The sequence below is a fragment of the Rhodococcus sp. BP-241 genome (genome assembly GCF_019836145.1).
Lineage (GTDB): Bacteria > Actinomycetota > Actinomycetes > Mycobacteriales > Mycobacteriaceae > Rhodococcoides.
The window spans coordinates 196,296-219,276 of record NZ_JABUEI010000002.1 but is presented as its reverse complement, the minus strand read 5'-3'; the positions used below and the strand labels follow the sequence as shown (position 1 = coordinate 219,276).

The following is a 22,981-nucleotide window of genomic DNA, read 5'->3' as shown; positions in this document are numbered from 1 at the left end:
GCTCAGTTCTCCTTGAACGGGAAGCCGAGGTGCTTGAGCAGCGCGCGGCCTTCGTCGTTGTTGGTGGCCGTCGTGACGACGGTGATGTCCATGCCGCGAGGGCGATCGATCTTGTCGACGTCGATCTCGTGGAACATCGACTGCTCGTTCAGGCCGAACGTGTAGTTGCCGTTGCCGTCGAACTGCGTGCCCGACAGGCCACGGAAGTCCCTGATGCGGGGAAGCGCGATGGACACGAGACGGTCCAGGAACTCCCACATACGGTCGCCGCGCAGCGTGACGCGCGCGCCGATGGGCATGCCCTCGCGGAGCTTGAACTGCGCGATGGACTTGCGGGCCTTGCGGATCTCGGGCTTCTGGCCGGTGATCGCGGCGAGGTCTGCGACCGCACCGTTGATCAGCTTCGCGTCACGGGCGGCGTCGCCGACACCCATGTTGACGACGACCTTGACGATGCCGGGGATCTGCATGACGTTGGCGTACTCGAACTCGGTGTTCAGCGCGTCCTTGATCTCCTCGCGGTAGCGAGTCTTCAGGCGCGGAACGATCTTGTTCTCGGTGGTCGTCATCAGATGTCCTTCCCGTTCTTACGGGAAATCCGAACGCGCTTGCCGTTGTCGTCGGTGCGGTAGCCCACGCGGGTGGGGTTGCCGTCCGAGTCGATGACCGCGACGTTGGAAACGTGAATGGGGGCTTCCTGCGTGACGATGCCGCCCGAGGAGGCGCCGCGCTCGTTGGCCGAGACAGCGGTGTGCTTCTTGATGCGGTTGACGCCCTCGACGAGGACCTTGGAGGTCTCGGGGTAGGCCGTGATGACCTTGCCCTTCGCTCCCTTGTCCTTACCGGAGATGACGAGAACCGTGTCGCCCTTGTGCACCTTCATCTCACAACACCTCCGGAGCCAGCGACACGATGCGCATGAACTTCTTCTCACGCAGCTCGCGGCCGACCGGGCCGAAGATGCGGGTACCGCGGGGGTCGTTGTCAGGCTTGATGAGAACGGCAGCGTTCTCGTCGAACTTGATGTACGAACCGTCGGCGCGGCGACGCTCCTTCGTGGTGCGGACGATGACGGCCTTGACGACCTCGCCCTTCTTGATGTTTCCACCGGGGATCGCGTCCTTGACGGTGGCGACGATGACGTCGCCGATCCCGGCGTAACGGCGTGACGAGCCACCGAGAACGCGAATGCACAAGATTTCCTTGGCACCCGTGTTGTCGGCGACGCGAAGCCGCGACTCCTGCTGAATCATGGGTCTCCTAGTGACCTGGATGTACGTACGCGGCGGATACCGACCCGACGCGCGCGGTCTGTGGCCCTGGCCGACGCATGCGTCTACCACGGGCAACCGCTCTAGTGTAGGGAACACGCGGACGGGATCCAAATCCTCCACCGCGGCGACGGCACAGGACTCTGTCAGGCGCCGGTGGCACACTGAGGTCCGTGGACAGCCTCGCACGGGGGGAGAACCGCCCCGCACCCTCGGACAGCCTCGACATCTCCGTGTCCGGCGCCGCCGTGGACGTCTCGGCGCTCCTGCTGAACTCCGCGGGCCGGGTTCGATCGGACGCGGACCTGGTCTTCTTCAACAACCCGGTCGGCCCCGGCGTGACGTACGGCAGCGGCGGGATCCGCGTGGACACCGGTGCGGTGCCCCGCGACGTCGACACCGTGGCCGTCACCGCCAGCCTGGACGGATCGGGCCCCACCACGTTCGGCGGCCTGGAGCCGACCATCTCCATCGGACCGGACCTGTCGTTCCGGATGAGCGGACTCACGAGCGAGACCGCCGTCGTGTGCGTCGAGATCTACCGACGCGGCGACGCCTGGAAGGTCCGCGCCGTGGGCCAGGGCTTCGACGACGGGCTCGCGGGCATCGCGACGAACTTCGGCATCACCGTCGACGACGAGCCCGCGCCGGCCACGACACCGGCACCGACACCGACACCGACACCGACCGTCGTCCCCACCACAGCAGCACCACCACCCGTACCGACGCAGGGAGCACTGGCCGTGAGAAGTGAACTGTTCGCCCCCACCCACGCCGAGGTCCAGGGCGTCGGCATCCAGAAGCAGGGCAGCAAGATGGCCCGCGTCGCGATGAACGGCGAGATCATGGCGCGCTCGGGATCGATGGTGGCCTACCAGGGCGACCTGAAGTTCGAGGCGCAGGGATCCGGCGGCATCGGCAACATGATCCGTCGCACGGTGACGGGCGAGGGCGTGCCGCTGATGAAGGTGTCCGGTAGAGGCGACCTCTTCCTCGCGAACGCCGCCCAGGACGTGCACATCATCGACCTCGACGGCAGCGACGGTCTCACCATCAACGGCGCCAACGTGCTCGCGTTCGACTCGTCGCTGTCGTACCGCATCGGCCGGGTCCAGGGTGCGGCCGCCAGCAGCAACGCGGGCCTGTTCAACTGCATCTTCACCGGGCAGGGGCGCATCGCCATCACCACCGACGGGCAACCCGTCGTGCTGAACGTCGACCAGCCCACCTTCGCGGATCCGCAGGCTGCGGTCGCGTGGTCGTCGAGCCTGCAGACCTCGGTGAAGAGCAACGATCAACTCAACTTCGGCACCCTCATCGGCCGCAGCACCGGCGAGCGCTTCACCCTGCAGTTCTCCGGGCAGGGGTTCGTCGTCGTGCAGCCGTCGGAGCAGCCGCCCGGCGGGTTCGTCGGCGGCACGGGCGGCGGGCAGCAGGCCGGTGTCGGCGGCGCGCTGGGTGGCCTGCTCGGACGGTGACCCGCGCGACACGGGTTCCCGTCCCCGGGTACGGTTTCGGGGATGGTAACCGACAGGGCAGGCCTGAAGTCGGCCGAAATCGGCCGCGGGGCGGTGGCCGGTCCGGTCGGCCTCGACACCAGGGCGGGGGTGATGACGTGACGACACGCGTCGACACCGCGACGCCCTGGTGGCACGACGCCCCGCTCGACCGGGTCGTACGACTGTCCGGCGCCGCGATGAGGGATCTCGCCGAGTCGGTGGACCCGCTGCCGTCCGATGCTCCGGCCGCACTCTTCTTCACCCTGTCGAACGGCTCCGCGTCGGAGATGGTGGACGCCGTCGTCGCCGCGATCGAGCAGGCCGCGCTCGACCTCGTCCCCTTCCTGCTGCCCGGCGACGTCGGCGACCGCTCGTCGCTGGCCCGCGACGCCGCGCGGACCCGAGCGCGGCAGTGGGCGTCGACGAGCGAACACTTCGGTCCGTACCTCGCCCATCTCGCGGGCGCGTCGACGTCGGGTCGTCCCCTGCGTGTCGACGCCTTCGCTCGCGAGACCCGAGCCGCCGGTGCCGCCCGCGTGATCGCCGACGTCCACGGGCGAGAGCGCGCCGTCCTCGTCGTGGACGTCCCCGCCGACGCCGACCCGGCAGCGGTGGCGACCGCCGCGGAATGGTGGTGCAGCACCGGGACGGGCGTGTGGTTGACCGGGGCCGGTGCACCCGCCGTGGACAGGTTCCCGGTGCTGACCGTGCGCACTCCGTCGACCCCGGACGACGTCGACACCATCGTCGACCGCTTCCGGCCGCTGAGCTACCCGCCCGTCGAGGGGCGTCCGCACGCGGCCAGCGCGGCGGAGATCCTGCTGGACCGCGTCCTCTCCACCCGCGAGTGGGCGGCGGGCCGACGCCACAACCGCTCCGTCCGGCCGACGACGTTGAGCAGACCGTTCACGCTGGACGTGTCGTGGGTCGATGAGAGGGTCGCCATCGAGATCGACGGCCACGAGCACCGTGCGCGTGCTCAGTTCGCCGACGACCGGTCCCGCGACAACCTGCTGCAGACGCACGGCTGGATCGTGCTGCGCTTCACCAACGAGGACGTGCTCGCGGACCACGAGAGCGTGATGACGATGATCGAACAGGCACTGCACCGACGACGATCGAAGGGGACTCCCACGTGAGCGCGAACGAGTTGACCGGCACCGAGGTGTCCGTGCTGATGGTGCTGATGGCCGAGGCACGCGCGGTGCGCAACCCCGAACTGTCGACGCTCGGGCCCGAGTTGAAGAAGCCCCACCGGGACCACCTCGCGTCGCTCGGCCTGATCGAGGTGGGCAAGCAGGGTCGGACGATGACCGTCGAGCTCACCGACAAGGGCTGGAAGCACTGCTCCGACCTGATGGGCACGCAGGCGCCGAAGGGTGCGGCCGGCCCCGGCAAGGCCCTGTTCACCGTCATGGCAGGCCTCGGCCGGTGGTTCCATCGCGACGACGTACGTCCCGCCGAGGTCTTCTTCCCGCGCGACACTCCGACGTCGATCACGGCGCCGCCGACGCCACCCAACGCCATCGTCGCCCCCGCGGTCCGCGGTGAACTGTCCGCCGCGGACGTCGAACAGCGGATCCGGTCGACGTACGCGGACCTCGCTCGTGAGCCCGGGGCCTGGGTGCGGCTGTCGCGGCTGCGGCCCGCCCTGTCCGACATCTCGCGCACGGATCTCGACGAGGCGCTCGCCCGGCTGCGACGCGCCCCCGACGTCTCCCTCATCCCCGAGGAGAACCAGAAGACGCTGACCGACGAGGACCGCGCCGCGGCCGTCGATGTCGGCAACCAGCAGAACCACCTCTTGGCGATCGAACAGTGATGGGCGGCTCCACGATGACGACCACGAAGTCCGAACAGATCCGCGCTCTCGAGTCGGTGCGGCTGAGCTGGGCCCCCACACCCGACGACGTGTGGCGGTCCCAGTCGGACGTCCACGTGCCCGGGATGCACGAGCGGGTGTTCACCGAGGTCATGAGTGCGTACACCGACGCCGAGAACTCGGACGACGCCAGTCCGCTCGGCGTCGTCGTGCAGGGCCCCGCGGGTTCCGGCAAGACGCACCTTCTCGGGCAGGTCCGCGAGGAGGTGCAGTCGCGCGGCGGCTACTTCTTCCTCATCCGGCTCCTCGACGCCGCGGGTTTCTGGCGCTCGACGCTGATGGGCATGCTCGACGATCTCAACCGCCCATCGGGTCGCGGTGACGACAGTCAGCTCCGCCTGGTCCTGCGGCGGCTCTGCGACATCGCCGGCGTGAGCGAGGACCAGCGGCGACAGGTCATGGGCGAGAACATGATCGACGCCGACACGCTGAACGAGTTCGTCACCGGCGTCTACAAGGCCCATCCCCGCCATCGTCGGACCTCCCAGCACACCCTGCGTGCCCTGGTCCTCTCGATCGCACCCGACGCGGCCGTGCAGGACATCGGTGACGCCTACCTGCAGTCGATCGACGACGTGGACGCCGACGAGTTCGAGTCGTGGGGCATCCGCCGCGCGGAGCTCGGTCACCAGGGCATCGCGGAGAACATCTCCCGACTGCTCGCGATCACGGGTCCCACCATCCTCGCCATCGATCAGATCGACACCCTCGTCGCGCAGGCGCGCACCGGCGCCGACAAGGACTACGCGGACGAGCAGGAGGACAAGGTGGTCGAGCAGCTCGCCCACGGTCTGATGACTCTCCGTGAGACGTTGCCGCGCACCGCCTCCGTGTTGTCGGCGCTGTCGAGCGCGTGGGATCTGATCGCCGCTCGCGGGGTCGCACCGATGCGTGACCGGTTCCGGGTGACGCAGCGGCTCAAGCCGATTCCGTCGTCGGACGTCGGCCGCCTGCTGCTCGAGCGTCGCCTCGAGGCGTGCTTCCGCGAGGTCGGCTTCGCCACCCCGCACCCGACATGGCCGGTGGCCGTCGACGCGTTCGACAAGGCGCCGGACTTCACTCCCCGCCAGCTGCTCATCGCCGTCGACAAGCACATCCGCCACTGCCTCGAGACGGGGGTCGCGACGGAACTGACCGACTTCGCCTCCAGCGGAGGGGGATCCGACACACCATCGCTCCCCACGGCCAAGCGATCCGAACTCGAGGCGCTCGACGAGCGGTACGCGCAGTTGCGCAGCGCCGCGGACGTGTCGACACCGCTCGAGCCCGGCACCGAGGACAGCCTCGTCCCGGCACTGCTCTCCGCCGGTCTCGACGCGTGGATCCACGAACACCAGTCGTCCGACGACAGCCTCGCGCAGGATCCTCCGCCGAGCGGCCGCCCGGCACTGCACGCACGGCTCCGCCACACCGTCGACAGCGACACCGACGACGAGGAACACTGGTGCTTCCGCGCCGTCTCCTCCACCAATGCCCGTGCGGCCCTGGCCCGTATCGAGCGGGCCGTCACCGCGGCGGGTCTCCACATCGACATGCCGCGCCGTCGGTTGATCCTCATCCGCAACGCACCGTGGCCCAAGGGCGCGAAGACGGAACAGACCGTGGCGGCGCTGCACCGCGCCGGTGGTGTCGAGGTGCCGCTGAGCGAGGACGATCGGCGCTCGCTGCACGCCCTGGGCGCTCTCCGGTCGGAGAACTCGCCGGCCCTCACGTCGTGGCTGCTCGCCCGCAAGCCGGCGCACGAGATCGCGTTGTTCCGCGAGGTGCTGCCCGACGCGAGCGTCGTCGACGACGATCAGGCACTCATCGAACCCGAGGTGTCGCAGGCTCCAGCGGCAACTCCGCGCCGGGAGCAGATCGAGATGGGGACGGAGCTCAGCACCAACGCCGAGGTCCGCATTCCGCTCGAGGCGCTGCGCAAGCACACGGCGATCTTCGCCGGATCGGGCAGCGGTAAGACCGTGCTCATCCGCCGGCTGGTCGAGGAGTGTGCCCTGCACGGTGTCTCGTCGATCGTGCTCGACATCAACAACGATCTCGCCCGCCTCGGGACACCGTGGCCGGAGGACGAGCGCACGTGGCCGCCGGGCGACGAGGCGAAAGCTGCTGCGTACCTGCGGGACACGGACGTCGTCATCTGGACTCCGCGCAAGTCGTCGGGGCGGCCGCTCAGTTTCCAGCCGCTCCCCGACTTCGCCAGCGTCGTGAACGACAAGGACGAGTTCGACGCGTCCGTCGAGTCGGGCCTCGCGGCGCTGGCTCCCGCCGCACTGGCGACGGGCACCACGGAGAAGGCGAAGCACCGCCAGGCGGTGCTGCGCGCGGCACTCGACGGGTTCGGCCGGCGCTCGGCCGGCGACATGTCCGACTTCATCGACCTGCTGGAGAACCTGCCGGCGGATGCGAGCGAGATGCGGGACGCGGTTCGCATCGCCGCGGACCTCGCGGAGAACCTCAAGGCCGCGATGACCAACGACCCGATGTTCGCCGGGTCCGGCACTCCCGTCGATCCGGGCGTGCTGCTCACCCCGGCCGAGGGAAAGAAGGCGCGCGTGTCCGTCATCAACCTCTCGGGGCTCACCACCGAGGAGCAGAAGCAGAGCTTCGTCAATCAGCTGCAGATGGGTCTGTTCGCTTGGATCAAGAAGAACCCGGCGGGTGATCGACCGCTCGGCGGACTCTTCGTCATGGACGAGGCGCAGAACTACGCGCCCTCGGACAAAGCGACACCGGCCACGCACAGCACGCTCGCACTCGCGTCGCAGGCCCGGAAGTACGGCCTGGGCCTCGTCTTTGCGACACAGGCCCCCAAGGGGCTGCACAACCGCATCGCCGGGAACGCGGCCACCCAGTTCTACGGCCTGCTGAACAGCCCCGCCCAGATCCAGGCGGCGCAGGAGATGGCGCGCGCCAAGGGCGGTTCCGTACCCGACGTCGGACGTCTCCCCGCAGGTCAGTTCTACGCGGCCGTCGAGGGTTCGGAGTTCCGGCGTACGGCCACTCCCCTGTGCCTCACCTTCCACCCGAAGAGTCCTCCCACCGAAGAGGAGGTCCTCGCGCTGGCGCGCGAGTGAGAGGAGAAGTCCTGGCGCCGGCGCGCGAGTAGCGTTGTTCGCATGGCTTACAGATTTCTGGGCAACAGCGGACTCAAGGTTTCCGAGATCACCTACGGCAACTGGCTCACCCACGGGTCGCAGGTGGAGAACGACGTCGCGACCGCCTGCGTGAAGGCGGCTCTCGACGCCGGCATCACGACGTTCGACACCGCGGACGTCTACGCCAACGGCGCGGCCGAGACCGTGCTGGGCAAGGCGGTGGCGGGCGAGCGTCGTGAAGGTCTCGAGATCTTCACCAAGGTGTATTTCCCGGTCGGCGAGAAGGGCCCGAACGACACGGGGCTCTCGCGCAAACACATCTTCGAGGGCATCGAGAACTCGCTGCGACGCCTGGGCACCGACTACGTCGACCTCTACCAGGCGCACCGATACGACCACGAGACGCCGCTCGAGGAGACCATCGCCGCCTTCGGTGACGTCGTCCAGCAGGGCAAGGCGTTGTACATCGGTGTGTCCGAGTGGACCGCGGACCAGCTCCGCGAAGCGCAGACACTGGCCCGGCAGCGCGGTTTCTCCATCGTCTCCAATCAACCTCAGTACTCCGCACTCTGGCGCGTCATCGAGTCCGACGTGGTCCCGGCGTCCAAGGAACTCGGTATCTCGCAGGTCGTCTGGTCACCGCTGGCTCAGGGCGTCCTCACGGGCAAGTACGTTCCCGGACAGCCGCTTCCCGAGGGCTCGCGCGCGACCGACGACAAGGGCGGCGCGGACATGATCTCGCGCTACATGAACGACGAGACGCTGACGCGCGTGCAGAAGCTGAAGCCGATCGCCGACGACCTGGGCATCACGATGTCCCAGCTCGCCATCGCCTGGGTGCTGGCCAACGACAACATCGCGGCCGCTCTCGTCGGCGCGTCTCGTCCCGAGCAGATCGCCGACAACGTCAAGGCGCAGGACGTCACCCTCGACGCCGACGTGCTCGCCAAGATCGACGAGGCGCTGGGCGACATCGTCGAGAAGGATCCGTCGAAGACGGTGAGTCCCGAGAAGCGTCTGGTCTGAGGTCAAGATCAGGTAAAGGATCGGTCAGATACGTCTGAAGGCGTGCAGGATCCGGGATGCCGGGGTCGAATGAGACATGACTTCCGTACCCCGGATCCTTGCGGCCGACGGTGGCACCCTCACCACCATCGAGAATGCCATCAATTCCACCTTCGAACCCGTCACCGAGGCGGTCACCACCGTCGTCTTCTTCTCCGTCGACATCGGCGGCGCGTCGGTGCCTCTGGTCGTGATCTGGCTCTTGGCCGCCGCGATCATCTTCACGGTCACCTTCAAGTTCCTGCAGGTACGCGGCGCCAAACACGCGGTGGAACTGGTCCGCGGGAAACACGACGACCCCACAGCACCCGGCGAGGTGAGCCACTTCCGCGCCCTGACCGCCGCCGTGTCCGGCACCGTCGGGCTCGGCAACATCGCCGGTGTCGCGGTCGCGGTCACCCTGGGCGGACCCGGTGCCACGCTGTGGATGATCCTCGCCGGCTTCCTCGGTATGGCCACCAAGTTCGTCGAGTGCACGCTGGGTGTGAAGTACCGCGACGTCCACGAGGACGGCACCGTCTCCGGTGGTCCCATGAAGTACCTCACCAAGGGGCTCGCGGAGCGCGGGATGAGCCGAGTCGGGAAGATCATGGCCACCGTCTACGCCGTGATCATCATCTTCTTCGGCATCTCCGGCGGAAACATGTTCCAGGCGAACCAGACCTACGCTCAGGTGCGCAGTGTCACCGGTGGCGACGAGGGTTTCCTCGGCTCGGACGGCGCGAAGTTCGGTTTCGGGCTCGTCGTCGCCGTGGTGATCGGGCTGGTCATCATCGGCGGGATGAAGTCCATCTCCGCCGTGACGGCCAAGCTGGTTCCCGCCATGGCCATCGTCTACGTGCTGGGATGCGCCGTGGTGATCGCCGTCAACATCGAGCAGGTCCCCGGCGCCATGAGTGCGATCGTGACGGGCGCCTTCTCCCCCACGGGCGTGGCGGGTGGCGTACTGGGCGTCATGATCATCGGCATCCAGCGCGCCGCGTTCTCGAACGAGGCGGGACTGGGTTCGGCCTCCATCGCGCACTCGGCAGTCAAGACGCGTCATCCGGTCACCGAGGGATTCGTGGCCATGCTCGAACCGTTCATCGACACGGTCGTGATCTGCACGGCCACCGCTCTGACGATCGTCATCGCGAACACGCAGTCCTGGCAGGACCAGCGCGCCATCGTCGCGGAGACCGGCGCTCTTCCTGCCGGCGGCGTCACACTCACCTCGGACGCGTTCGAGACGGTGCTCCCCTGGTTCCCGTACATTCTGACCGTCGCGGTGGCGCTCTTCGCGCTGTCCACCGCCATCACGTGGGCCTACTACGGGTCGCAGGCGTGGACGTCCCTCTTCGGCCGCAGCGCCCTCGCCAAGCACAGCTTCAACGTCATCTTCTGCCTCTTCACCGTCGTCGGCACGGTGCTGTCGCTCGGATCCGTACTGGACTTCGCGGATGCGGCGCTGTTCGCCCTGGCCTTCGTCAACATCATCGGCCTGTACCTGCTGCTCCCCGTCGTGAAGCGGGAGTTGCGCGACTACATGGCGCATCGCCGGGGCGAGACGGTGGCGGTCGACGACGTGGACGTCACGGGCTGACCGCGCCTACGCCTCCAACGCCCCCGCGATCCGCTGTTCGATCTGTGCGTACGCAGTCGTCGGCAGCGTCACCAGACCCTCGAGCTCGGTGCGCGCCTTGCGGTACGCCGCCTGTCGCTCGGCGGGGGTCGAGGCGCCGTCCAAGGCCATGCGCAGCAGCGACTGCGCGCGAGTGAGTCGGTTCTGCTCCGCCTCACTGAAGTTCCCGCGGCGGCGACGCTTGGCCTCGGACTCGGCGGCGGTGAACGCCACGGCGTAGTCGTGCACGGCCGAGCGGTAGAGCCGCTGCGCCTCGACATCGCCGACCAGTTCGTCCGCCGCCGACGGCCGGAGGGAGTCGGCTTCGAGCTTGGCTCGGTGGAAGGCCACCGTCATCGGGTCGCGCATGTTCGTCATCATCGGAAACTCGAGCAGGTTGATGACGTCGGTCTCGTAGGCGAACCACCGAGCGTTCACGTCGTCGTGCTCGGCGAGCGCCTTCTCGACGGATCGACGTTGTGTCTCCGCGTCCTGCTTCGTGGACTTCGAGAGTTCGAGCGCTGCGACCTTGGCCTGCTGCTTGATGCGGTACCGCTCGAGGCGACGGTCGGCCCGCCGCTCGTTGGCAGCACCGATCCCCTTCACCGCACCGGCGATGGATCCGCCGAAGACGAACACCAGCCACCAGTACTGCCCGGCGAACTGCATCACACTGTCCATGCCGATCCCCTCTCGTCCGGCCATCGTAGCGAGGACCGGAGAACGCAGAACGACCCCGCACTCACGAGGAGTGCGGGGTCGTCCATGGGTGCTGCAGGTGTTACTTGGCCTTCTCGAGGACTTCGACCAGTCGCCAGTGCTTCGTGGCGGACAGGGGACGAGTCTCCATGAGCTGAACGCGGTCGCCGACGCCGGCGACTCCGTTCTCGTCATGGGCCTTGACCTTGGTGGTGCGTCGGATGATCTTGCCGTAGAGGGCGTGCTTCACACGGTCCTCCAACTCGACGACGATCGTCTTCTGCATCTTGTCGGAGACGACGTATCCGATACGCGTCTTCCGGCTGTTGCGGGTGGTCTCTTCAGTCACTGTTTCCTCGCTCATGCTGCGTCACCTGCCGTGTCCTCGGAAGGTCCGGCGGCAAGCCCGAGCTCGCGCTCGCGCATCACGGTGTAGATGCGCGCGATCTCGTGGCGGACGACGCGCAGCCGACGGTTGTTGTCCAGCTGGCCGGTGGCCATCTGGAAGCGGAGGTTGAACAGCTCCTCCTTCGACTCACGAAGGCGGGTGATCAGTTCTTCGTCGCCGAGCTCGCGGAGCTCGGCAGCCGGGGTACCGGTAGCCATCAGAACTGAACCTCCCTCGTGATGATGCGTGCCTTGATCGGCAGCTTGTGAATCGCGCGCGTCAGTGCTTCACGAGCGATCTGCTCGTCCGGGTAGCTGAGCTCGAAGAGCACGCGGCCGGGCTTGACGTTGGCGACCCACCACTCCGGCGAACCCTTACCGGAACCCATGCGGGTCTCGGCAGGCTTCTTCGTGAGCGGACGGTCCGGGTAGATGTTGATCCAGACCTTGCCACCACGCTTGATGTGGCGGGTGACGGCGATACGGGCTGCCTCGATCTGACGGTTGGTGATGTAGGCGGGCTCGAGAGCCTGGATGCCGTATTCACCGAAGGTCACCTGAGTTCCGCCCTTGGCGGCACCCGAACGCTTGGGGTGGTGCTGCTTGCGGTGCTTGACCCGACGGGGGATCAACATGCGTCAGCCCTCCTTCTGCTCGGTCGTAGCGGGTGCATCAGCGGTTGCGGTCGCTGCGCGGCCGGCCTCGGTGCTGGTCGCCGTGGTGCCCGAGGCACCGCTGCGACGCGGACGAGACGGACGCTCACGACGGGGACGATCGCCTGCCGGAGCAGCGGCGGCGACAGCTTCACGCTTGCCACCGACGATGTCGCCCTTGTAGATCCAGACCTTCACGCCGATGCGACCGAAGGTGGTCTTCGCCTCGTAGAGGCCGTAGTCGATGTCCGCACGCAGCGTGTGCAGCGGAACGCGACCTTCGCGGTAGAACTCGGAACGGCTCATCTCCGCGCCGCCGAGGCGACCGGAGCACTGAACGCGGATGCCCTTGACGTTCGGCTGACGCATGGCCGACTGAATGGCCTTGCGCATCGCACGACGGAAAGCGACACGGTTCGAGAGCTGCTCGGCCACACCCTGTGCGACGAGCTGTGCCTCGGACTCGGCGTTCTTGACCTCGAGGATGTTCAGCTGGACCTGCTTGCCGGTCAGCTTCTCGAGCTCGGAACGGATGCGATCCGCCTCGGCGCCGCGGCGACCGATGACGATGCCCGGACGCGCGGTGTGGATGTCGACGCGAACCCGATCACGGGTGCGCTCGATCTCCACCTTGGCGATGCCGGCGCGCTCCATGCCCGTGGCGAGGAGCTTGCGGATCTGCACGTCTTCCTTGACGTACTCCGCGTACTGCTTGTCTGCGTACCAGCGGGACTTCCAGTCGGTCGTGATGCCGAGGCGGAAGCCGTGCGGGTTGATCTTCTGGCCCACTACTGAGCTCCCTTCCGGCGACCACGTGTCGAGCCGCCGGTCTTGGGCAGGCTCTCCACGATGACCGTGATGTGAGATGTGCGCTTACGAATGCGGAACGCACGACCCTGGGCACGAGGCTGGAAACGCTTGAGGGTCGCGCCCTCGTCGACGAATGCAGCCGAGACGATCAACGTGCTCGGATCGAGATCCAGGTTGTTCTCCGCGTTGGCCGCTGCCGAGGCAACGACCTTGGCGACGGGCTCGCTGGCAGCCTGCGGTGCGAACTTGAGGATGTTCAGGGCATCCTCGACGCTCTTTCCGCGGACCAGGTCCACGACGCGACGTGCCTTCATCGGCGTCACGCGAACGTGCTTGGCCGTGGCCCGGGCGATCGGGTTGTCGGTGGGGGTGAAGTTGGTCATCGCCGCTTCGCCTTCCGGTCGTCCTTGATGTGACCCTTGAAGGTCCTCGTCGGCGCGAATTCACCGAGCTTGTGTCCGACCATCGCATCCGAGACGAACACCGGGACGTGCTTGCGACCGTCGTGGACGGCGAAGGTGTGACCGATGAAGTCGGGGGTGATGGTCGAGCGGCGTGACCAGGTCTTGATGACCTGCTTCGTGCCCTTGTCGTTCTGAACGTCCACCTTTTTCAGGAGGTGGTCGTCGACGAACGGGCCTTTCTTCAGACTGCGTGGCATCTGCTACTCCCTCCTGATTATCGCTTGTTCTTGCCAGTGCGGCGGCGGCGGACGATGAGCTGATCGCTCGGCTTGTTCTTGCGGGTACGGCCTTCCGGCTGTCCCCACGGGCTGACCGGGTGGCGACCACCGGAGGTCTTGCCCTCGCCACCACCGTGCGGGTGGTCGACCGGGTTCATGACGACACCACGGACGGTCGGGCGCTTGCCCTTCCAGCGCATACGGCCGGCCTTGCCCCAGTTGATGTTGGACTGCTCGGCGTTGCCCACCTCGCCGACGGTGGCGCGGCAGCGCACGTCGACTCGACGGATCTCACCGGACGGCATACGCAGCGTGGCGTAGGCGCCTTCCTTACCGAGGAGCTGAGCACCGGCACCGGCGGAGCGGACCATCTTGGCGCCGCCACCCGGACGAAGTTCCACCGCGTGGATGGTGGTACCCGTCGGGATGTTACGGAGCGGGAGGTTGTTGCCGGGCTTGATGTCGGCCGTGGCACCCGACTCGATGGGCGAACCCTGCGAGATGCCCTTCGGCGCGATGATGTAGCGCTTCTCACCGTCTGCGAAGTGCAGCAGCGCGATGTTGGCGGTGCGGTTGGGGTCGTACTCGATGTGAGCGACCTTGGCCGGCACGCCGTCCTTGTCGTTGCGGCGGAAGTCGATGAGCCGGTAGGCGCGCTTGTGACCGCCACCCTTGTGACGGGTGGTGATGCGGCCGTGTGCGTTGCGGCCACCGCGGCCGTGCAGCGGGCGGATGAGCGACTTCTCCGGTGTCGAGCGCGTGATCTCCGCGAAATCGGAGACACTCGCGCCACGACGACCGGGAGTGGTCGGCTTGTACTTACGAATTGCCATGTTTGTCTCGTCCCTTGATCCTCGAGGACCCTCTGAGCTCCGGCCGCTTACGCGACCGGGCCTCCGAAGATCTCGATGGGCTTGCTGTCGGCCGAGAGGGTCACGAGCGCGCGCTTGGTGCTCTTACGCGTGCCGTAGCCGAATCGGGTCCGCTTGCGCTTGCCCTGCCGGTTGGCGGTGTTCACGCTGGTCACAGTCACGCCGAAGACCTTCTCGACAGCGATCTTGATCTGCGTCTTGTTCGAGTCGGGGTGCACGATGAACGTGTAGGTCCCCTGCTCGATGAGCCCGTACGACTTCTCCGAGATGACCGGGGCCAGCAGGATGTCGCGGGGATCGGCAATGGTGCTCACTTGTCCTCCTCCTGTGAATCCGTTGCTGCCTTGGCCGGTCCTGCGATGAACGTGTTCAGTGCCTCGACACTGAAGATCACGTCGTCTGCCTCGAGGACGTCGTAGGTGTTGAGCTGATCGGGCGCGATGGGGTGAACGCCGTCGAGGTTCTGGACGGACTTCCATGCGGCCAGGTCTGCGCGGCCGATGACCAGCAGAACCTTCTTGCGATCGGTGAGCTCCGCGAGGAACGTGCGAGCACCCTTGGTGGAGGGCACCTGTCCCGCGACGAGCTCGGTGATCACGTGGATGCGCTCGCTGCGCGCCCGGTCGGAGAGGGCACCGCGGAGAGCTGCAGCGATCATCTTCTTGGGGGTGCGCTGGCTGTAGTCGCGCGGCTGCGGGCCGTGGACGGTGCCACCGCCGACGAACTGCGGTGCGCGGGTCGAGCCCTGACGTGCACGGCCGGTGCCCTTCTGGCGGTACGGCTTCTTGCCGCCACCGCGGACCTCGCCACGCGTCTTCGTCGAGTGCGTTCCCTGACGTGCCGCAGCGAGCTGCGCGACGACGACCTGGTGCATCAGCGCGATGTTCGCGGTGCGATCGAAGATCTCGGCGGGGAGATCGACGGTGCCGTTGGTCTTGCCACCGAGCTCCTTGACGTCGAGCGTCAGGTTGGCTTCGGTCTTCTTCTCGAGACTGGTCATGCTCGCGCACCACCCTTCACTGCGCTCTTGACGATCACGACGCCGCCCTTGCGGCCCGGGATCGCACCCTTGATCAGCAGCAGACCGTTCTCGGCATCGACCTTGTGCACCGAGAGGTTCTGCGTGGTGATGCGGTCGCTACCCATGCGGCCCGACATGCGCATGCCCTTGAAGACACGGCCGGGGGTCGCGCAGCCACCGATGGAACCGGGGCGGCGGTGGACAGCCTGCGCACCGTGGCTCGCGCCCTGGCCCTTGAAGCCGTGGCGCTTCATCGTTCCCGCGAAGCCCTTGCCCTTGCTGACTCCGGTGACGTCGACGAAAGCGCCGTCCTCGAACTCGGCTGCGGTGAGCTCCTGGCCGATCTCGTAGCCTGCGGCGTCGGCGACGCGCAGCTCCGCGAGATGGCGGCGAGGCGTGACGCCTGCCTTGGCGAACTGGCCGGTGACCGGCTTGTTCACCTTGCGGGGATCGATGGCACCGAAGGCGACCTGGACGGCGCTGTAGCCGTCGCGCTCCTCGGTACGGATCGCGGTCACGACGTTCGGGTCAGCCTTCACGACGGTGACCGGGACGACGCGGTTGTTCTCGTCGAAGACCTGGGTCATGCCGAGCTTGGTGCCCAGAATGCCCTTGGCCGGACGCTTGATGTTGTCAGTCATGGTTGTCTCCGCGCTCACTGAATGTTGACGTCGACGCTTGCCGGCAGGTCGATGCGCATGAGCGCGTCGACCGTCTTCGGCGTCGGGTCGAGAATGTCGATGAGTCGCTTGTGCGTGCGCATCTCGAAGTGCTCGCGAGAGTCCTTGTACTTGTGCGGCGAACGGATGACGCAGTACACGTTCTTCTCGGTGGGCAACGGCACAGGTCCGACCACGCGTGCCCCGGTGCGGGTCACGGTCTCGACGATCTTGCGCGCGGACGCGTCGATCGCCTCGTGGTCGTAGGCCTTGAGCCTGATGCGGATCTTTTGTCCCGCCACGCTTATGTCCTCTTCCTTGCCCTGGTTAACCGTTGGTCAGGTCTCTCGTCTCCGGATGTCGATCCGGAGAACCCGGCAGTGTGCTGACCCGACGCCGGCATGAAGCCGAGCGCGAGGCGCATCCATGAGGACGAACGTGGCGGACTCTCGCATCCACGCACACGCGTGGCCAGGAGGAATCCGTTGCCGCTGTTCATCTGTCATGGTTCTCCGGTCCACGCGGTCGGGCGTGTCGCATTCCCGCACATGATTCTCCCTCGGCCCGAACTCGACCGGCGGGAGAACGCGGACCGGATGCGCCCATCGTGCCGGCGCAATCACTGCATGTCGTTCTCGTCGCATACCTCGACCGCGAGATCACGTCGCAACACGCACGACAGAGATCACCTCGGTCAAGGCAACCCGAACAGTATGACCCACGCCGGGGGTCGAGTTCAAATCGAGGCGGTACCGCGGCCGGAGCGCACGGTCGATCGCAGCGATCCGTGCAGGTTGTACCCATCCGCACGTGATGCAACCAGCGCGGACGACCGGTGAGCGCGCGGATTTACCGCACCCGACCAACTTACCGCCGAGTAATGTGCAGCCATGGCAACGGTCACCAGCACGTACGCGCTCTGGCAGCGACTCCCCGGCGGGATCACCCGCTCCCTGGCGTTCTCCGCGGGAATGTGTGTCCGCGTGCCCTTCTTCGCCACGGTCCTCCCCCGCGTACGGGAGCTCGCCCCCGGGCGGTGCGTGGTCTCCGGGCCCACGTGGTTCGGAGTGCACAACCACCTGGGCACCTTCCACGCCATCGCGGCCTGCAATCTGGCCGAGGTGGCGATGGGGATGCTCGCCGAGGCGACGATCCCCACGACCCACCGGTGGATCCCCAAGGGCATGAACGTCCAGTACCTGGCCCCCGGCAGATCCGGGCTCACCGCCACCGCGCTGCTCGACGATCGGCCGGACTGGGAATCGGTGACCAGCGGCGTGGAACTCGTCATCCCGGTCAGCCTGCGCGACGCCGGCGGCACCGAGGTCGTCCACGCCGACATCACCGTGTGGGTCAGCCCGCGGTGACATCCGACCGGCCTCCGGCCTGCCCGCGGTGACATCCGACCGGCCTCCGGCCTGCCCGCGGTGACATCCGACCGGCCTCCGGCCTGCCCGCGGTGACATCCGGTGCTCTGCTGTCGGTCAGCTCCCGGGAGGTGCTTCCGACAGCGCTGCCGGCCGGAAGGTGCGCTCGGTGAGCAGACGTCTCGGCGAGAAGGACCGGCGTACAGGGTCGTAGGCGCGGTACGGGAACCAGAACACCGCGTGCGAGAGCCAGGTGACCGGTGCGACGAGCCACCGCAACGACCAGTTCGAGCGACCGTGGATCTCGAAACTGGTGATGCCGGCCTTGACGAACGACGTGTACTGCAGCGGCGGTGTCAACGCGCGCCGCGGCGAGATGTCGGCCCACATCTCGGTGGGCTGGACGATGGAGTAGCCGGCCTCGATGAGACACAGCGCGAAGTCGATGTCCTCGTGCACGTCGGAACGGGACGTCAGCTTGTCCTGGACCGCGTCCCAGGCCTCCAGCCGCACCGCCATGTTGGCGCCGTGCATGTTGTCGATCTTCATGCCGTTGCCCAGGACCTTCGCCCGGACGAGCGCGTCGACGAGCCATTTCTTCGACCTGGTGAACGGTGAGTCGTAGGGCGCGCTCAATCCCGTGATACCACCGAGATTGAGATCGGAATCCGCGTCCCGGAATGTCTGCTTCACGGCGGACACCCATCCGGCGCCGATTCGGGTGTCCGCGTCGATACGCCCGACGATGTCCGATGTCACTTCCCGGAAACCCGTATTACGAGAGAAGAACAATCCTTTTCGCGGTTCGTGCACGAGGCGAATCTTCGGCTCGCGCGCCGCGTACTCCTTCACGATCTGCACCGTGTCGTCCATCGACCCGTTGTCCACGACGATGACCTCGGACAACTCGTCGATCTGCGGCAACACGTGATCGAGACACGCTGCGATGTAGTCCTCCTCGTCGAGGACAGGAATGACGAGACTGGTGACCGTTCCCTGCAATGTCATGATCGGCGACCCCCTTTCCACCGTCGACAATAAGGGGACGCGCCGCAAAGTTCGACACGCTCGCGGCCGTGGCGCACAGCCGGAGAATCAGACTCCGAGGGACGCCGCCACCATGGGCCAGGATTCGTGCAGGTCCTCCTGCCAGTATGCCCAGGAATGCGTTCCGTTGTCTCGGAACTTCACCGTGGCCGGAATGCCGAGTTGCGCCAGTCGCTCCGCGAACGTCCGTGTGCACGTGTTGGTGATGGACTCGATGCCGCCGCCCACGACGACCCGGTTGATCAGTGCGGGGACGTCCCCTGCGATGCGGGCACTCTGGAGAGTCTCGTCGAAGCCGGGCAGCCCACTTCCCGTGGTGACGTAGAGAGGAGTGCCGCGCAGCTTGTCCGCGTTGAGCAACGCGTCGTTGGCCGCCCACTCCGGACCGTCGTCGGGTCCCCACATGTTCTCCGTGTCGCCCCCGCCGCGCGCCTCGACCACGAGCTTGACGAAGGCGCGGCCCAGGTCGTCCGACGTGCCGGCACAGCCGCTGAAGGACGCGACCGACGAGTAGAAGCCGGGTCGATCGGCGGCCAACATCAGGACCGCGCTCGCCGCCATCGAGATGCCGCCGACGGCCTGGGTACCCGTCGTTCCGAGCGAGCGGTTCATGAGAGGGGGCAGCTCGTCCAGCAGGAAGGTCTCCCACTTGTTGCGGCCGAGCTCCGGGTCGTCCGCGACCCAGTCGGTGTAATAGCTGAAGGCGCCGGCCTTGGGCACGACCACGTTGACGTTCTTGTCCGCGAAGAAGGTGGACACATCGGCCTGATCTGGCCAGTTGCTCGACGGATCCTCGCCGCCACTCGCCCCGTTGAGCAGGTAGTACGTGGGGCGCGGGGCCGAGGTGTCGGCGGGCCGGAACACCTGCAGCGGAACCGACCGATCCATCGACGGCGAGTACACGGTGACGAGGTACTGCTGACCGCCGACGAACTCCACGCTCTCCACCCGCGCACCCGAGCCGGTCTCGACCGCGGCGATCGGTGCGTCGTCGGCTCGGGCGACGGTGGGGGTGGCCGTCATGAGCGCACCGACCACCGCAGCGGCGACCAGAGCGGTGATCGGCCGTCGTGTCCACGTCATCGTCGTAATCCCTCTCGCACTGCACTCCCGGCGACAGTGCACTGCCGTCACAGCAGTGTCATGCGCCCCATCGCCTCGCACTCTAGGCGACGTCACAGACGGGCGTGCGGCCATGCACGAGCAAGAAGATTCGTCATTCCGGTAACACGGGCCTGAAACAGGGCGATCATCGGGTACAGGCGGCCGAACGAGGCTGCGGCCCGGTCACAGCGTTCCGGCCCCGACCGAGACGAAGGCGGTACTTCCGATGGCGACACGACGACATACCTCCGCGGTGGGTGAGCCGATGGCACCGCGGGACGCGCTGAACTACTACTTCGAGAGCGAGCGCACGCCGGGCACCATCGTGCACGGCATCGTCGTGGACGCCGCCCGCTCGGACGGATCGCTCCGCACGCTTGCGGACGTCGAGCGCTTCGCGCGAAGCGTGCTCGACCTCCACCCTCTGTTCCGGCGTCGCCTGCGGACGACGATCGCCGACCTCGCCTTTCCCGTGTGGGTCGAGTGCGACGTCGACGTCCGCGCGCACGTGTTCGTCCACGATGCTTCCGCGGCCGACGAGCATCCGGACCACTTCCTGCGTCGACGAGTGATGGACGCCTCGAGCACGCCGTTCGACTTCGACGTCCCCGCGTGGCAGATCCACCTCGTGACAGGTCTGCGCGGAGTACCGGGCGTTCCCGAGGGCGGCAGTGTGCTCCTCCTCAAGGTGCACCACAGCGCCATCGACGGGATGGGCACCACGTCGCTCGTACACCGGATGCTGGCCCCGCCGTCCGCGGACGTCTCGGCGCACCGCAACGACGTCTTCGACCGCGAGAGCATCATCGTGCCGACCCCGTTCGCTGCTCTTCGTTCGCTTCCCCGCGAGTTCGCCGGTTTCGCCGGCCGCGGTGTCCGCCGGTGGCGTGCGGTCCGGCAGCTCGACCCTGCACAGCGACCCACCGCCCATCACTACCCGGCCACGCGTTTCAATCGAAATCTCGCTCCGGACATGACGTTCGGAATGGCGTGGTTCGACCTCGATCGTGTTCGCGCGATCAAATCCGCCGTGCCTGGCGCGACCGTGAACGACGTCGTCATGACAGTGGTGTCGATCGCGCTGTCGGACTACCTGGGCGGCGAGCTCCCGGCCACGAGCCTCGGGGCGTCGTTCCCCGTCAACGTGCGCACCGTCGACACGACGGGCGAGACCGCGAACCAGCTCGCGATCGCCGTGGTCGATCTGTTCACGGACGTCGCAGATCCGGTCGACCGTCTGCGCGCGGTCTCCGCGGCAGCACGCGACCGCAAGTCCGACCTCGCGACGCGGCTCCGCAGCCTCCCCTCCCATCCCATGAACTCGGCACCGGCCCCACTCCTGGCGGCGATCGCTCGACTGATGCCCCGCCGCCCCGCTGCCCCCACGACGACCGGCACGAACACGTTGATCTCCAACATCGCCTACGGCAACGACCGGATGGAGCTGGCGGGCGCGCCCGTGACGGGCGTGTTCGCACCCCTCCCTGTGGTGGAGGGGGTCCAACTCGCGCACGTCGTCGTGTCGGCCGGCGGTCGGATGTGCCTGACCGCGGTGTCCCACCGCGCCCTGATGCCGGACGTCGACCACTACACGGCACTGCTCGCCTCGGCGCTGGACACGCTCGCGGTCGCGACCGACACCAGCGAGCGCGCGTCCGTCGCCACCGTTGCTTAGCATGCCTACAGTTTTGTTACAGCGTAAAAACGGGCATAAAGCTTGTACAGAACGTTCGGTCGGAGTAGCTTTCCCCTTCATCACATCGCTGAAGGGCCGGAACATGACCATGGCACGTCGGGGCACGGCCGAACGTGGTACCGCCATGCACGCACGCGACGCCCTCAATTTCTTCTTCGAGTCGCCGCTCACGTCCGCCGCCGTGGTGCACTGCTACGTCCTGGCCGACGGCGCGTCCGTGCGCTCCGTCGCCGATGCCGCCGAGTTCGGGCGCGGCATCCTCGCGCTCGACCCGCTCTTCACCCGGCTGCTGGTGTCGGTCCCCGCGAACCTGGCGTTCCCTCACTGGGTACCGACCGAGGTCGACGTCACCGAGCACGTGTACGTGCACACGCCGCCGGCGGGACAGAGCCGCGACCTGCTCGTGTCGATGATCACCGACTTCACGACCACACGGCTGCCGCGTGAACGCCCGCCGTGGCAGTTCCACTTCGTCCTCGACGTCACCGGCATCGACGGGGTGGCCGAGGGCGCCACCGTGGTGATCTTCCGGAGCCACCACAGCGCGATCGACGGCATGGGGTCCGTCGAACTGGTGAACCGCGTCTTCGGCCCGAACCCGACACCGCGCGTGGACCCGGACACTGCGGTGGACGTCCCAAGTCCCGTCCGAGCGGCACGCGCACTTCCGCGCGACATCGTGACCCTCACGGGAGCGGCGCTGCGGCGGCGAACGGCGGCCCGCGCACTGAAGGCCTCGTCCGACTCCGGCACCGCAGCGCACGAATCCTTCCCCGCCACGCGCTTCAACCGTCGAGTACGCCCGTCGATGGTCTTCGACATGACGTTCTTCGAGATGAGCCGTGTCCGCGCACTGAAGAACAGGGCCGGAGGCGTCACTCTCAACGACGTCATGGTCACGGTCGTCTCGCTCGCGCTGTCCGCGTATCTCGCGGAGGACGGTGAGCTGCCCACCGACTCGTTGGGCACCACCATCCCGGTGAGCACGCGCGCCATGGGGGAGAGCACCAACGCCAACCGGATCGCGGTCGCGACGTTGTCGCTGCACACCGATGTGATCGACCCGGTGGTGCGCCTGCGGGCCGTGCACGCGTCGGCGTCGCGGGCCAAGGACCACGCCACCGCTGTCGCCACCCGGCTGCCGGCGCATCCGCTCACCGTGATGCCGGCGCCGCTGATGGCGTTGCTGGGCAAGACCATGAGGTCACCGGCCGCACCGGCACGGGTCGCCACCAACACGATGATCACCAACGTGCCGTACGGCGTGGGCGGAGTCACGATCGCCGGATCACCCATGGTGGGCGTCTTCGGGCCCCTCCCCACCGTCACCGGAGTGGCTCTGGCGCACGCCGTCGCCACCTTCGGCGCGTCGATGTTCGTGTCGGTCACGTCCGTGGACGACGCGATGCCGGACACCGCTCGATACATACGCCACATCCGCACCGCATTCGACCGTCTGGAGGCGGCGGTCGCTCCGAGCGACGCCGATCCTCCGGCGGCGCAGGCCGCCGTCACCCCCACGACGATCACGGTCTCGCCGTGACGTCCTCTCACTCGTTCCGCAGCCCGAAC

General features: G+C 67.3%; 26 protein-coding genes. 9 read left to right on the top strand and 17 right to left on the bottom strand.

The features are described 5' to 3' along the window. Positions 1 to 2: 2 nt before the first annotated feature. Genes rplE through rplN form a run of 3 tightly spaced genes read right to left on the bottom strand, consistent with a single transcriptional unit; the run spans position 3 to position 1,253 of the window. A complete protein-coding gene (rplE, locus tag HQ308_RS04375) occupies positions 3 to 569 on the bottom strand; it encodes a 50S ribosomal protein L5 (RefSeq protein WP_027504664.1) in 567 nt (188 codons plus the stop codon). Continuing rightward, the gene (gene rplX, locus HQ308_RS04370; protein ID WP_027504663.1) at positions 569 to 883 is read right to left on the bottom strand and encodes a 50S ribosomal protein L24; all 315 of its coding nucleotides are present in this window, start codon (positions 881 to 883) and stop codon (positions 569 to 571) included. The genes rplE and rplX overlap by 1 nt, the downstream gene beginning before the upstream one ends. 1 nt (position 884) lies before the next feature. Then, a complete protein-coding gene (gene rplN / locus HQ308_RS04365; protein ID WP_027504662.1) occupies positions 885 to 1,253 on the bottom strand; it encodes a 50S ribosomal protein L14 in 369 nt (122 codons plus the stop codon). A gap of 182 nt (positions 1,254 to 1,435) precedes the next feature. On the opposite strand from rplN, the gene HQ308_RS04360 reads away from it, so the two are divergent. The 6 genes from HQ308_RS04360 (at position 1,436) to HQ308_RS04335 (ending at position 10,394) form a co-directional block, all read left to right on the top strand. After that, positions 1,436 to 2,749, top strand: coding sequence for an AIM24 family protein (locus HQ308_RS04360; protein WP_222645943.1), 1,314 nt, complete (start codon positions 1,436 to 1,438; stop codon positions 2,747 to 2,749). 137 nt (positions 2,750 to 2,886) lie between these two features. Continuing rightward, on the top strand, positions 2,887 to 3,909 hold the full coding sequence (locus HQ308_RS04355; RefSeq protein ID WP_308115666.1) for a DUF559 domain-containing protein: 1,023 nt from the start codon (positions 2,887 to 2,889) through the stop codon (positions 3,907 to 3,909). Continuing rightward, positions 3,906 to 4,592, top strand: a complete 687-nt coding sequence (locus HQ308_RS04350) for a hypothetical protein (protein ID WP_027504659.1) — start codon at positions 3,906 to 3,908, stop codon at positions 4,590 to 4,592. Before HQ308_RS04355 ends, HQ308_RS04350 begins: the two co-directional genes overlap by 4 nt. 14 nt (positions 4,593 to 4,606) lie before the next feature. After that, positions 4,607 to 7,726 carry a helicase HerA domain-containing protein gene (locus HQ308_RS04345; RefSeq protein WP_222645521.1) on the top strand — a complete coding sequence of 1,040 codons (3,120 nt, stop codon included), beginning with the start codon at positions 4,607 to 4,609 and terminating at the stop codon, positions 7,724 to 7,726. A gap of 42 nt (positions 7,727 to 7,768) precedes the next feature. Next, entirely contained in the window at positions 7,769 to 8,773 is a 1,005-nt protein-coding gene (locus HQ308_RS04340) for an aldo/keto reductase family protein (RefSeq protein ID WP_222631698.1), read from the top strand. Positions 8,774 to 8,849: 76 nt separating this feature from the next. Continuing rightward, a complete protein-coding gene (locus tag HQ308_RS04335) occupies positions 8,850 to 10,394 on the top strand; it encodes a sodium:alanine symporter family protein (protein ID WP_222645520.1) in 1,545 nt (514 codons plus the stop codon). A 6-nt stretch (positions 10,395 to 10,400) separates the two neighbouring features. Here HQ308_RS04335 and HQ308_RS04330 read toward each other — a convergent pair whose 3' ends face one another. From HQ308_RS04330 to rpsJ, 12 genes are all read right to left on the bottom strand, one after another. Beyond that, positions 10,401 to 11,093 carry a hypothetical protein gene (locus HQ308_RS04330; protein ID WP_222645519.1) on the bottom strand — a complete coding sequence of 231 codons (693 nt, stop codon included), beginning with the start codon at positions 11,091 to 11,093 and terminating at the stop codon, positions 10,401 to 10,403. Positions 11,094 to 11,193: 100 nt separating this feature from the next. Further along, a complete protein-coding gene (gene rpsQ, locus HQ308_RS04325; RefSeq protein WP_027504655.1) occupies positions 11,194 to 11,475 on the bottom strand; it encodes a 30S ribosomal protein S17 in 282 nt (93 codons plus the stop codon). Next, positions 11,472 to 11,717 carry a 50S ribosomal protein L29 gene (rpmC, locus tag HQ308_RS04320; RefSeq protein WP_027504654.1) on the bottom strand — a complete coding sequence of 82 codons (246 nt, stop codon included), beginning with the start codon at positions 11,715 to 11,717 and terminating at the stop codon, positions 11,472 to 11,474. The genes rpsQ and rpmC overlap by 4 nt, the downstream gene beginning before the upstream one ends. Further along, the gene (gene rplP / locus HQ308_RS04315; RefSeq protein ID WP_027504653.1) at positions 11,717 to 12,133 is read right to left on the bottom strand and encodes a 50S ribosomal protein L16; all 417 of its coding nucleotides are present in this window, start codon (positions 12,131 to 12,133) and stop codon (positions 11,717 to 11,719) included. The genes rpmC and rplP overlap by 1 nt, the downstream gene beginning before the upstream one ends. A gap of 3 nt (positions 12,134 to 12,136) precedes the next feature. After that, positions 12,137 to 12,940, bottom strand: coding sequence for a 30S ribosomal protein S3 (rpsC, locus tag HQ308_RS04310; protein ID WP_027504652.1), 804 nt, complete (start codon positions 12,938 to 12,940; stop codon positions 12,137 to 12,139). After that, a complete protein-coding gene (rplV, locus tag HQ308_RS04305; RefSeq protein WP_027504651.1) occupies positions 12,940 to 13,344 on the bottom strand; it encodes a 50S ribosomal protein L22 in 405 nt (134 codons plus the stop codon). Before rplV ends, rpsC begins: the two co-directional genes overlap by 1 nt. Further along, on the bottom strand, positions 13,341 to 13,622 hold the full coding sequence (gene rpsS, locus HQ308_RS04300; protein WP_027504650.1) for a 30S ribosomal protein S19: 282 nt from the start codon (positions 13,620 to 13,622) through the stop codon (positions 13,341 to 13,343). The genes rplV and rpsS overlap by 4 nt, the downstream gene beginning before the upstream one ends. A 17-nt stretch (positions 13,623 to 13,639) precedes the next feature. Next, entirely contained in the window at positions 13,640 to 14,476 is an 837-nt protein-coding gene (gene rplB / locus HQ308_RS04295) for a 50S ribosomal protein L2 (protein WP_027504649.1), read from the bottom strand. Between the two features lie 47 nt (positions 14,477 to 14,523). Beyond that, positions 14,524 to 14,829 carry a 50S ribosomal protein L23 gene (gene rplW, locus HQ308_RS04290; protein ID WP_027504648.1) on the bottom strand — a complete coding sequence of 102 codons (306 nt, stop codon included), beginning with the start codon at positions 14,827 to 14,829 and terminating at the stop codon, positions 14,524 to 14,526. Further along, positions 14,826 to 15,515 carry a 50S ribosomal protein L4 gene (rplD, locus tag HQ308_RS04285; RefSeq protein ID WP_027504647.1) on the bottom strand — a complete coding sequence of 230 codons (690 nt, stop codon included), beginning with the start codon at positions 15,513 to 15,515 and terminating at the stop codon, positions 14,826 to 14,828. The genes rplW and rplD overlap by 4 nt, the downstream gene beginning before the upstream one ends. Further along, the gene (gene rplC / locus HQ308_RS04280) at positions 15,512 to 16,177 is read right to left on the bottom strand and encodes a 50S ribosomal protein L3 (RefSeq protein ID WP_027504646.1); all 666 of its coding nucleotides are present in this window, start codon (positions 16,175 to 16,177) and stop codon (positions 15,512 to 15,514) included. Before rplC ends, rplD begins: the two co-directional genes overlap by 4 nt. 14 nt (positions 16,178 to 16,191) lie before the next feature. Beyond that, a complete protein-coding gene (gene rpsJ / locus HQ308_RS04275) occupies positions 16,192 to 16,497 on the bottom strand; it encodes a 30S ribosomal protein S10 (RefSeq protein WP_003938093.1) in 306 nt (101 codons plus the stop codon). A 588-nt stretch (positions 16,498 to 17,085) separates the two neighbouring features. On the opposite strand from rpsJ, the gene HQ308_RS04270 reads away from it, so the two are divergent. Beyond that, positions 17,086 to 17,562, top strand: a complete 477-nt coding sequence (locus HQ308_RS04270) for a hotdog fold domain-containing protein (RefSeq protein WP_027504645.1) — start codon at positions 17,086 to 17,088, stop codon at positions 17,560 to 17,562. A gap of 117 nt (positions 17,563 to 17,679) precedes the next feature. Here the strand turns inward: HQ308_RS04270 and HQ308_RS04265 are convergent, their stop codons facing one another. Both HQ308_RS04265 and HQ308_RS04260 read right to left on the bottom strand, forming a co-directional pair. Continuing rightward, positions 17,680 to 18,570: a glycosyltransferase gene (locus HQ308_RS04265; protein ID WP_222645518.1), complete on the bottom strand. Its 891-nt coding sequence runs from the start codon at positions 18,568 to 18,570 to the stop codon at positions 17,680 to 17,682. A gap of 87 nt (positions 18,571 to 18,657) precedes the next feature. Continuing rightward, on the bottom strand, positions 18,658 to 19,692 hold the full coding sequence (locus tag HQ308_RS04260) for an alpha/beta hydrolase family protein (RefSeq protein ID WP_027504644.1): 1,035 nt from the start codon (positions 19,690 to 19,692) through the stop codon (positions 18,658 to 18,660). Between the two features lie 247 nt (positions 19,693 to 19,939). Here HQ308_RS04260 and HQ308_RS04255 point away from each other — a divergent pair, with 247 nt between their 5' ends. Together HQ308_RS04255 and HQ308_RS04250 are read left to right on the top strand one after the other, a co-directional pair. Then, on the top strand, positions 19,940 to 21,388 hold the full coding sequence (locus HQ308_RS04255) for a wax ester/triacylglycerol synthase domain-containing protein (RefSeq protein ID WP_081821133.1): 1,449 nt from the start codon (positions 19,940 to 19,942) through the stop codon (positions 21,386 to 21,388). 103 nt (positions 21,389 to 21,491) lie between these two features. Further along, positions 21,492 to 22,952, top strand: a complete 1,461-nt coding sequence (locus HQ308_RS04250; RefSeq protein WP_222645517.1) for a wax ester/triacylglycerol synthase domain-containing protein — start codon at positions 21,492 to 21,494, stop codon at positions 22,950 to 22,952. The last annotated feature ends 29 nt before the right edge of the window (positions 22,953 to 22,981 follow it).

Bases quoted from the DNA above. Each gene is read 5' to 3' on its own strand.
- rplE (WP_027504664.1), bottom strand. From the start codon at position 569: ATGACGACCACCGAGAACAAGATCGTTCCGCGCCTGAAGACTCGCTAC.
- rplX (WP_027504663.1), bottom strand. From the start codon at position 883: ATGAAGGTGCACAAGGGCGACACGGTTCTCGTCATCTCCGGTAAGGAC.
- rplN (WP_027504662.1), bottom strand. From the start codon at position 1,253: ATGATTCAGCAGGAGTCGCGGCTTCGCGTCGCCGACAACACGGGTGCC.
- HQ308_RS04345 (WP_222645521.1), top strand. From the start codon at position 4,607: ATGACGACCACGAAGTCCGAACAGATCCGCGCTCTCGAGTCGGTGCGG.
- HQ308_RS04340 (WP_222631698.1), top strand. From the start codon at position 7,769: ATGGCTTACAGATTTCTGGGCAACAGCGGACTCAAGGTTTCCGAGATC.
- HQ308_RS04335 (WP_222645520.1), top strand. From the start codon at position 8,850: ATGACTTCCGTACCCCGGATCCTTGCGGCCGACGGTGGCACCCTCACC.
- HQ308_RS04330 (WP_222645519.1), bottom strand. From the start codon at position 11,093: ATGGACAGTGTGATGCAGTTCGCCGGGCAGTACTGGTGGCTGGTGTTC.
- rpsQ (WP_027504655.1), bottom strand. From the start codon at position 11,475: ATGAGCGAGGAAACAGTGACTGAAGAGACCACCCGCAACAGCCGGAAG.
- rpmC (WP_027504654.1), bottom strand. From the start codon at position 11,717: ATGGCTACCGGTACCCCGGCTGCCGAGCTCCGCGAGCTCGGCGACGAA.
- rplP (WP_027504653.1), bottom strand. From the start codon at position 12,133: ATGTTGATCCCCCGTCGGGTCAAGCACCGCAAGCAGCACCACCCCAAG.
- rplV (WP_027504651.1), bottom strand. From the start codon at position 13,344: ATGACCAACTTCACCCCCACCGACAACCCGATCGCCCGGGCCACGGCC.
- rpsS (WP_027504650.1), bottom strand. From the start codon at position 13,622: ATGCCACGCAGTCTGAAGAAAGGCCCGTTCGTCGACGACCACCTCCTG.
- rplB (WP_027504649.1), bottom strand. From the start codon at position 14,476: ATGGCAATTCGTAAGTACAAGCCGACCACTCCCGGTCGTCGTGGCGCG.
- rplD (WP_027504647.1), bottom strand. From the start codon at position 15,515: ATGACCAGTCTCGAGAAGAAGACCGAAGCCAACCTGACGCTCGACGTC.
- rplC (WP_027504646.1), bottom strand. From the start codon at position 16,177: ATGACTGACAACATCAAGCGTCCGGCCAAGGGCATTCTGGGCACCAAG.
- HQ308_RS04270 (WP_027504645.1), top strand. From the start codon at position 17,086: ATGGCAACGGTCACCAGCACGTACGCGCTCTGGCAGCGACTCCCCGGC.
- HQ308_RS04265 (WP_222645518.1), bottom strand. From the start codon at position 18,570: ATGACATTGCAGGGAACGGTCACCAGTCTCGTCATTCCTGTCCTCGAC.
- HQ308_RS04260 (WP_027504644.1), bottom strand. From the start codon at position 19,692: ATGACGTGGACACGACGGCCGATCACCGCTCTGGTCGCCGCTGCGGTG.
- HQ308_RS04255 (WP_081821133.1), top strand. From the start codon at position 19,940: ATGGCGACACGACGACATACCTCCGCGGTGGGTGAGCCGATGGCACCG.
- HQ308_RS04250 (WP_222645517.1), top strand. From the start codon at position 21,492: ATGACCATGGCACGTCGGGGCACGGCCGAACGTGGTACCGCCATGCAC.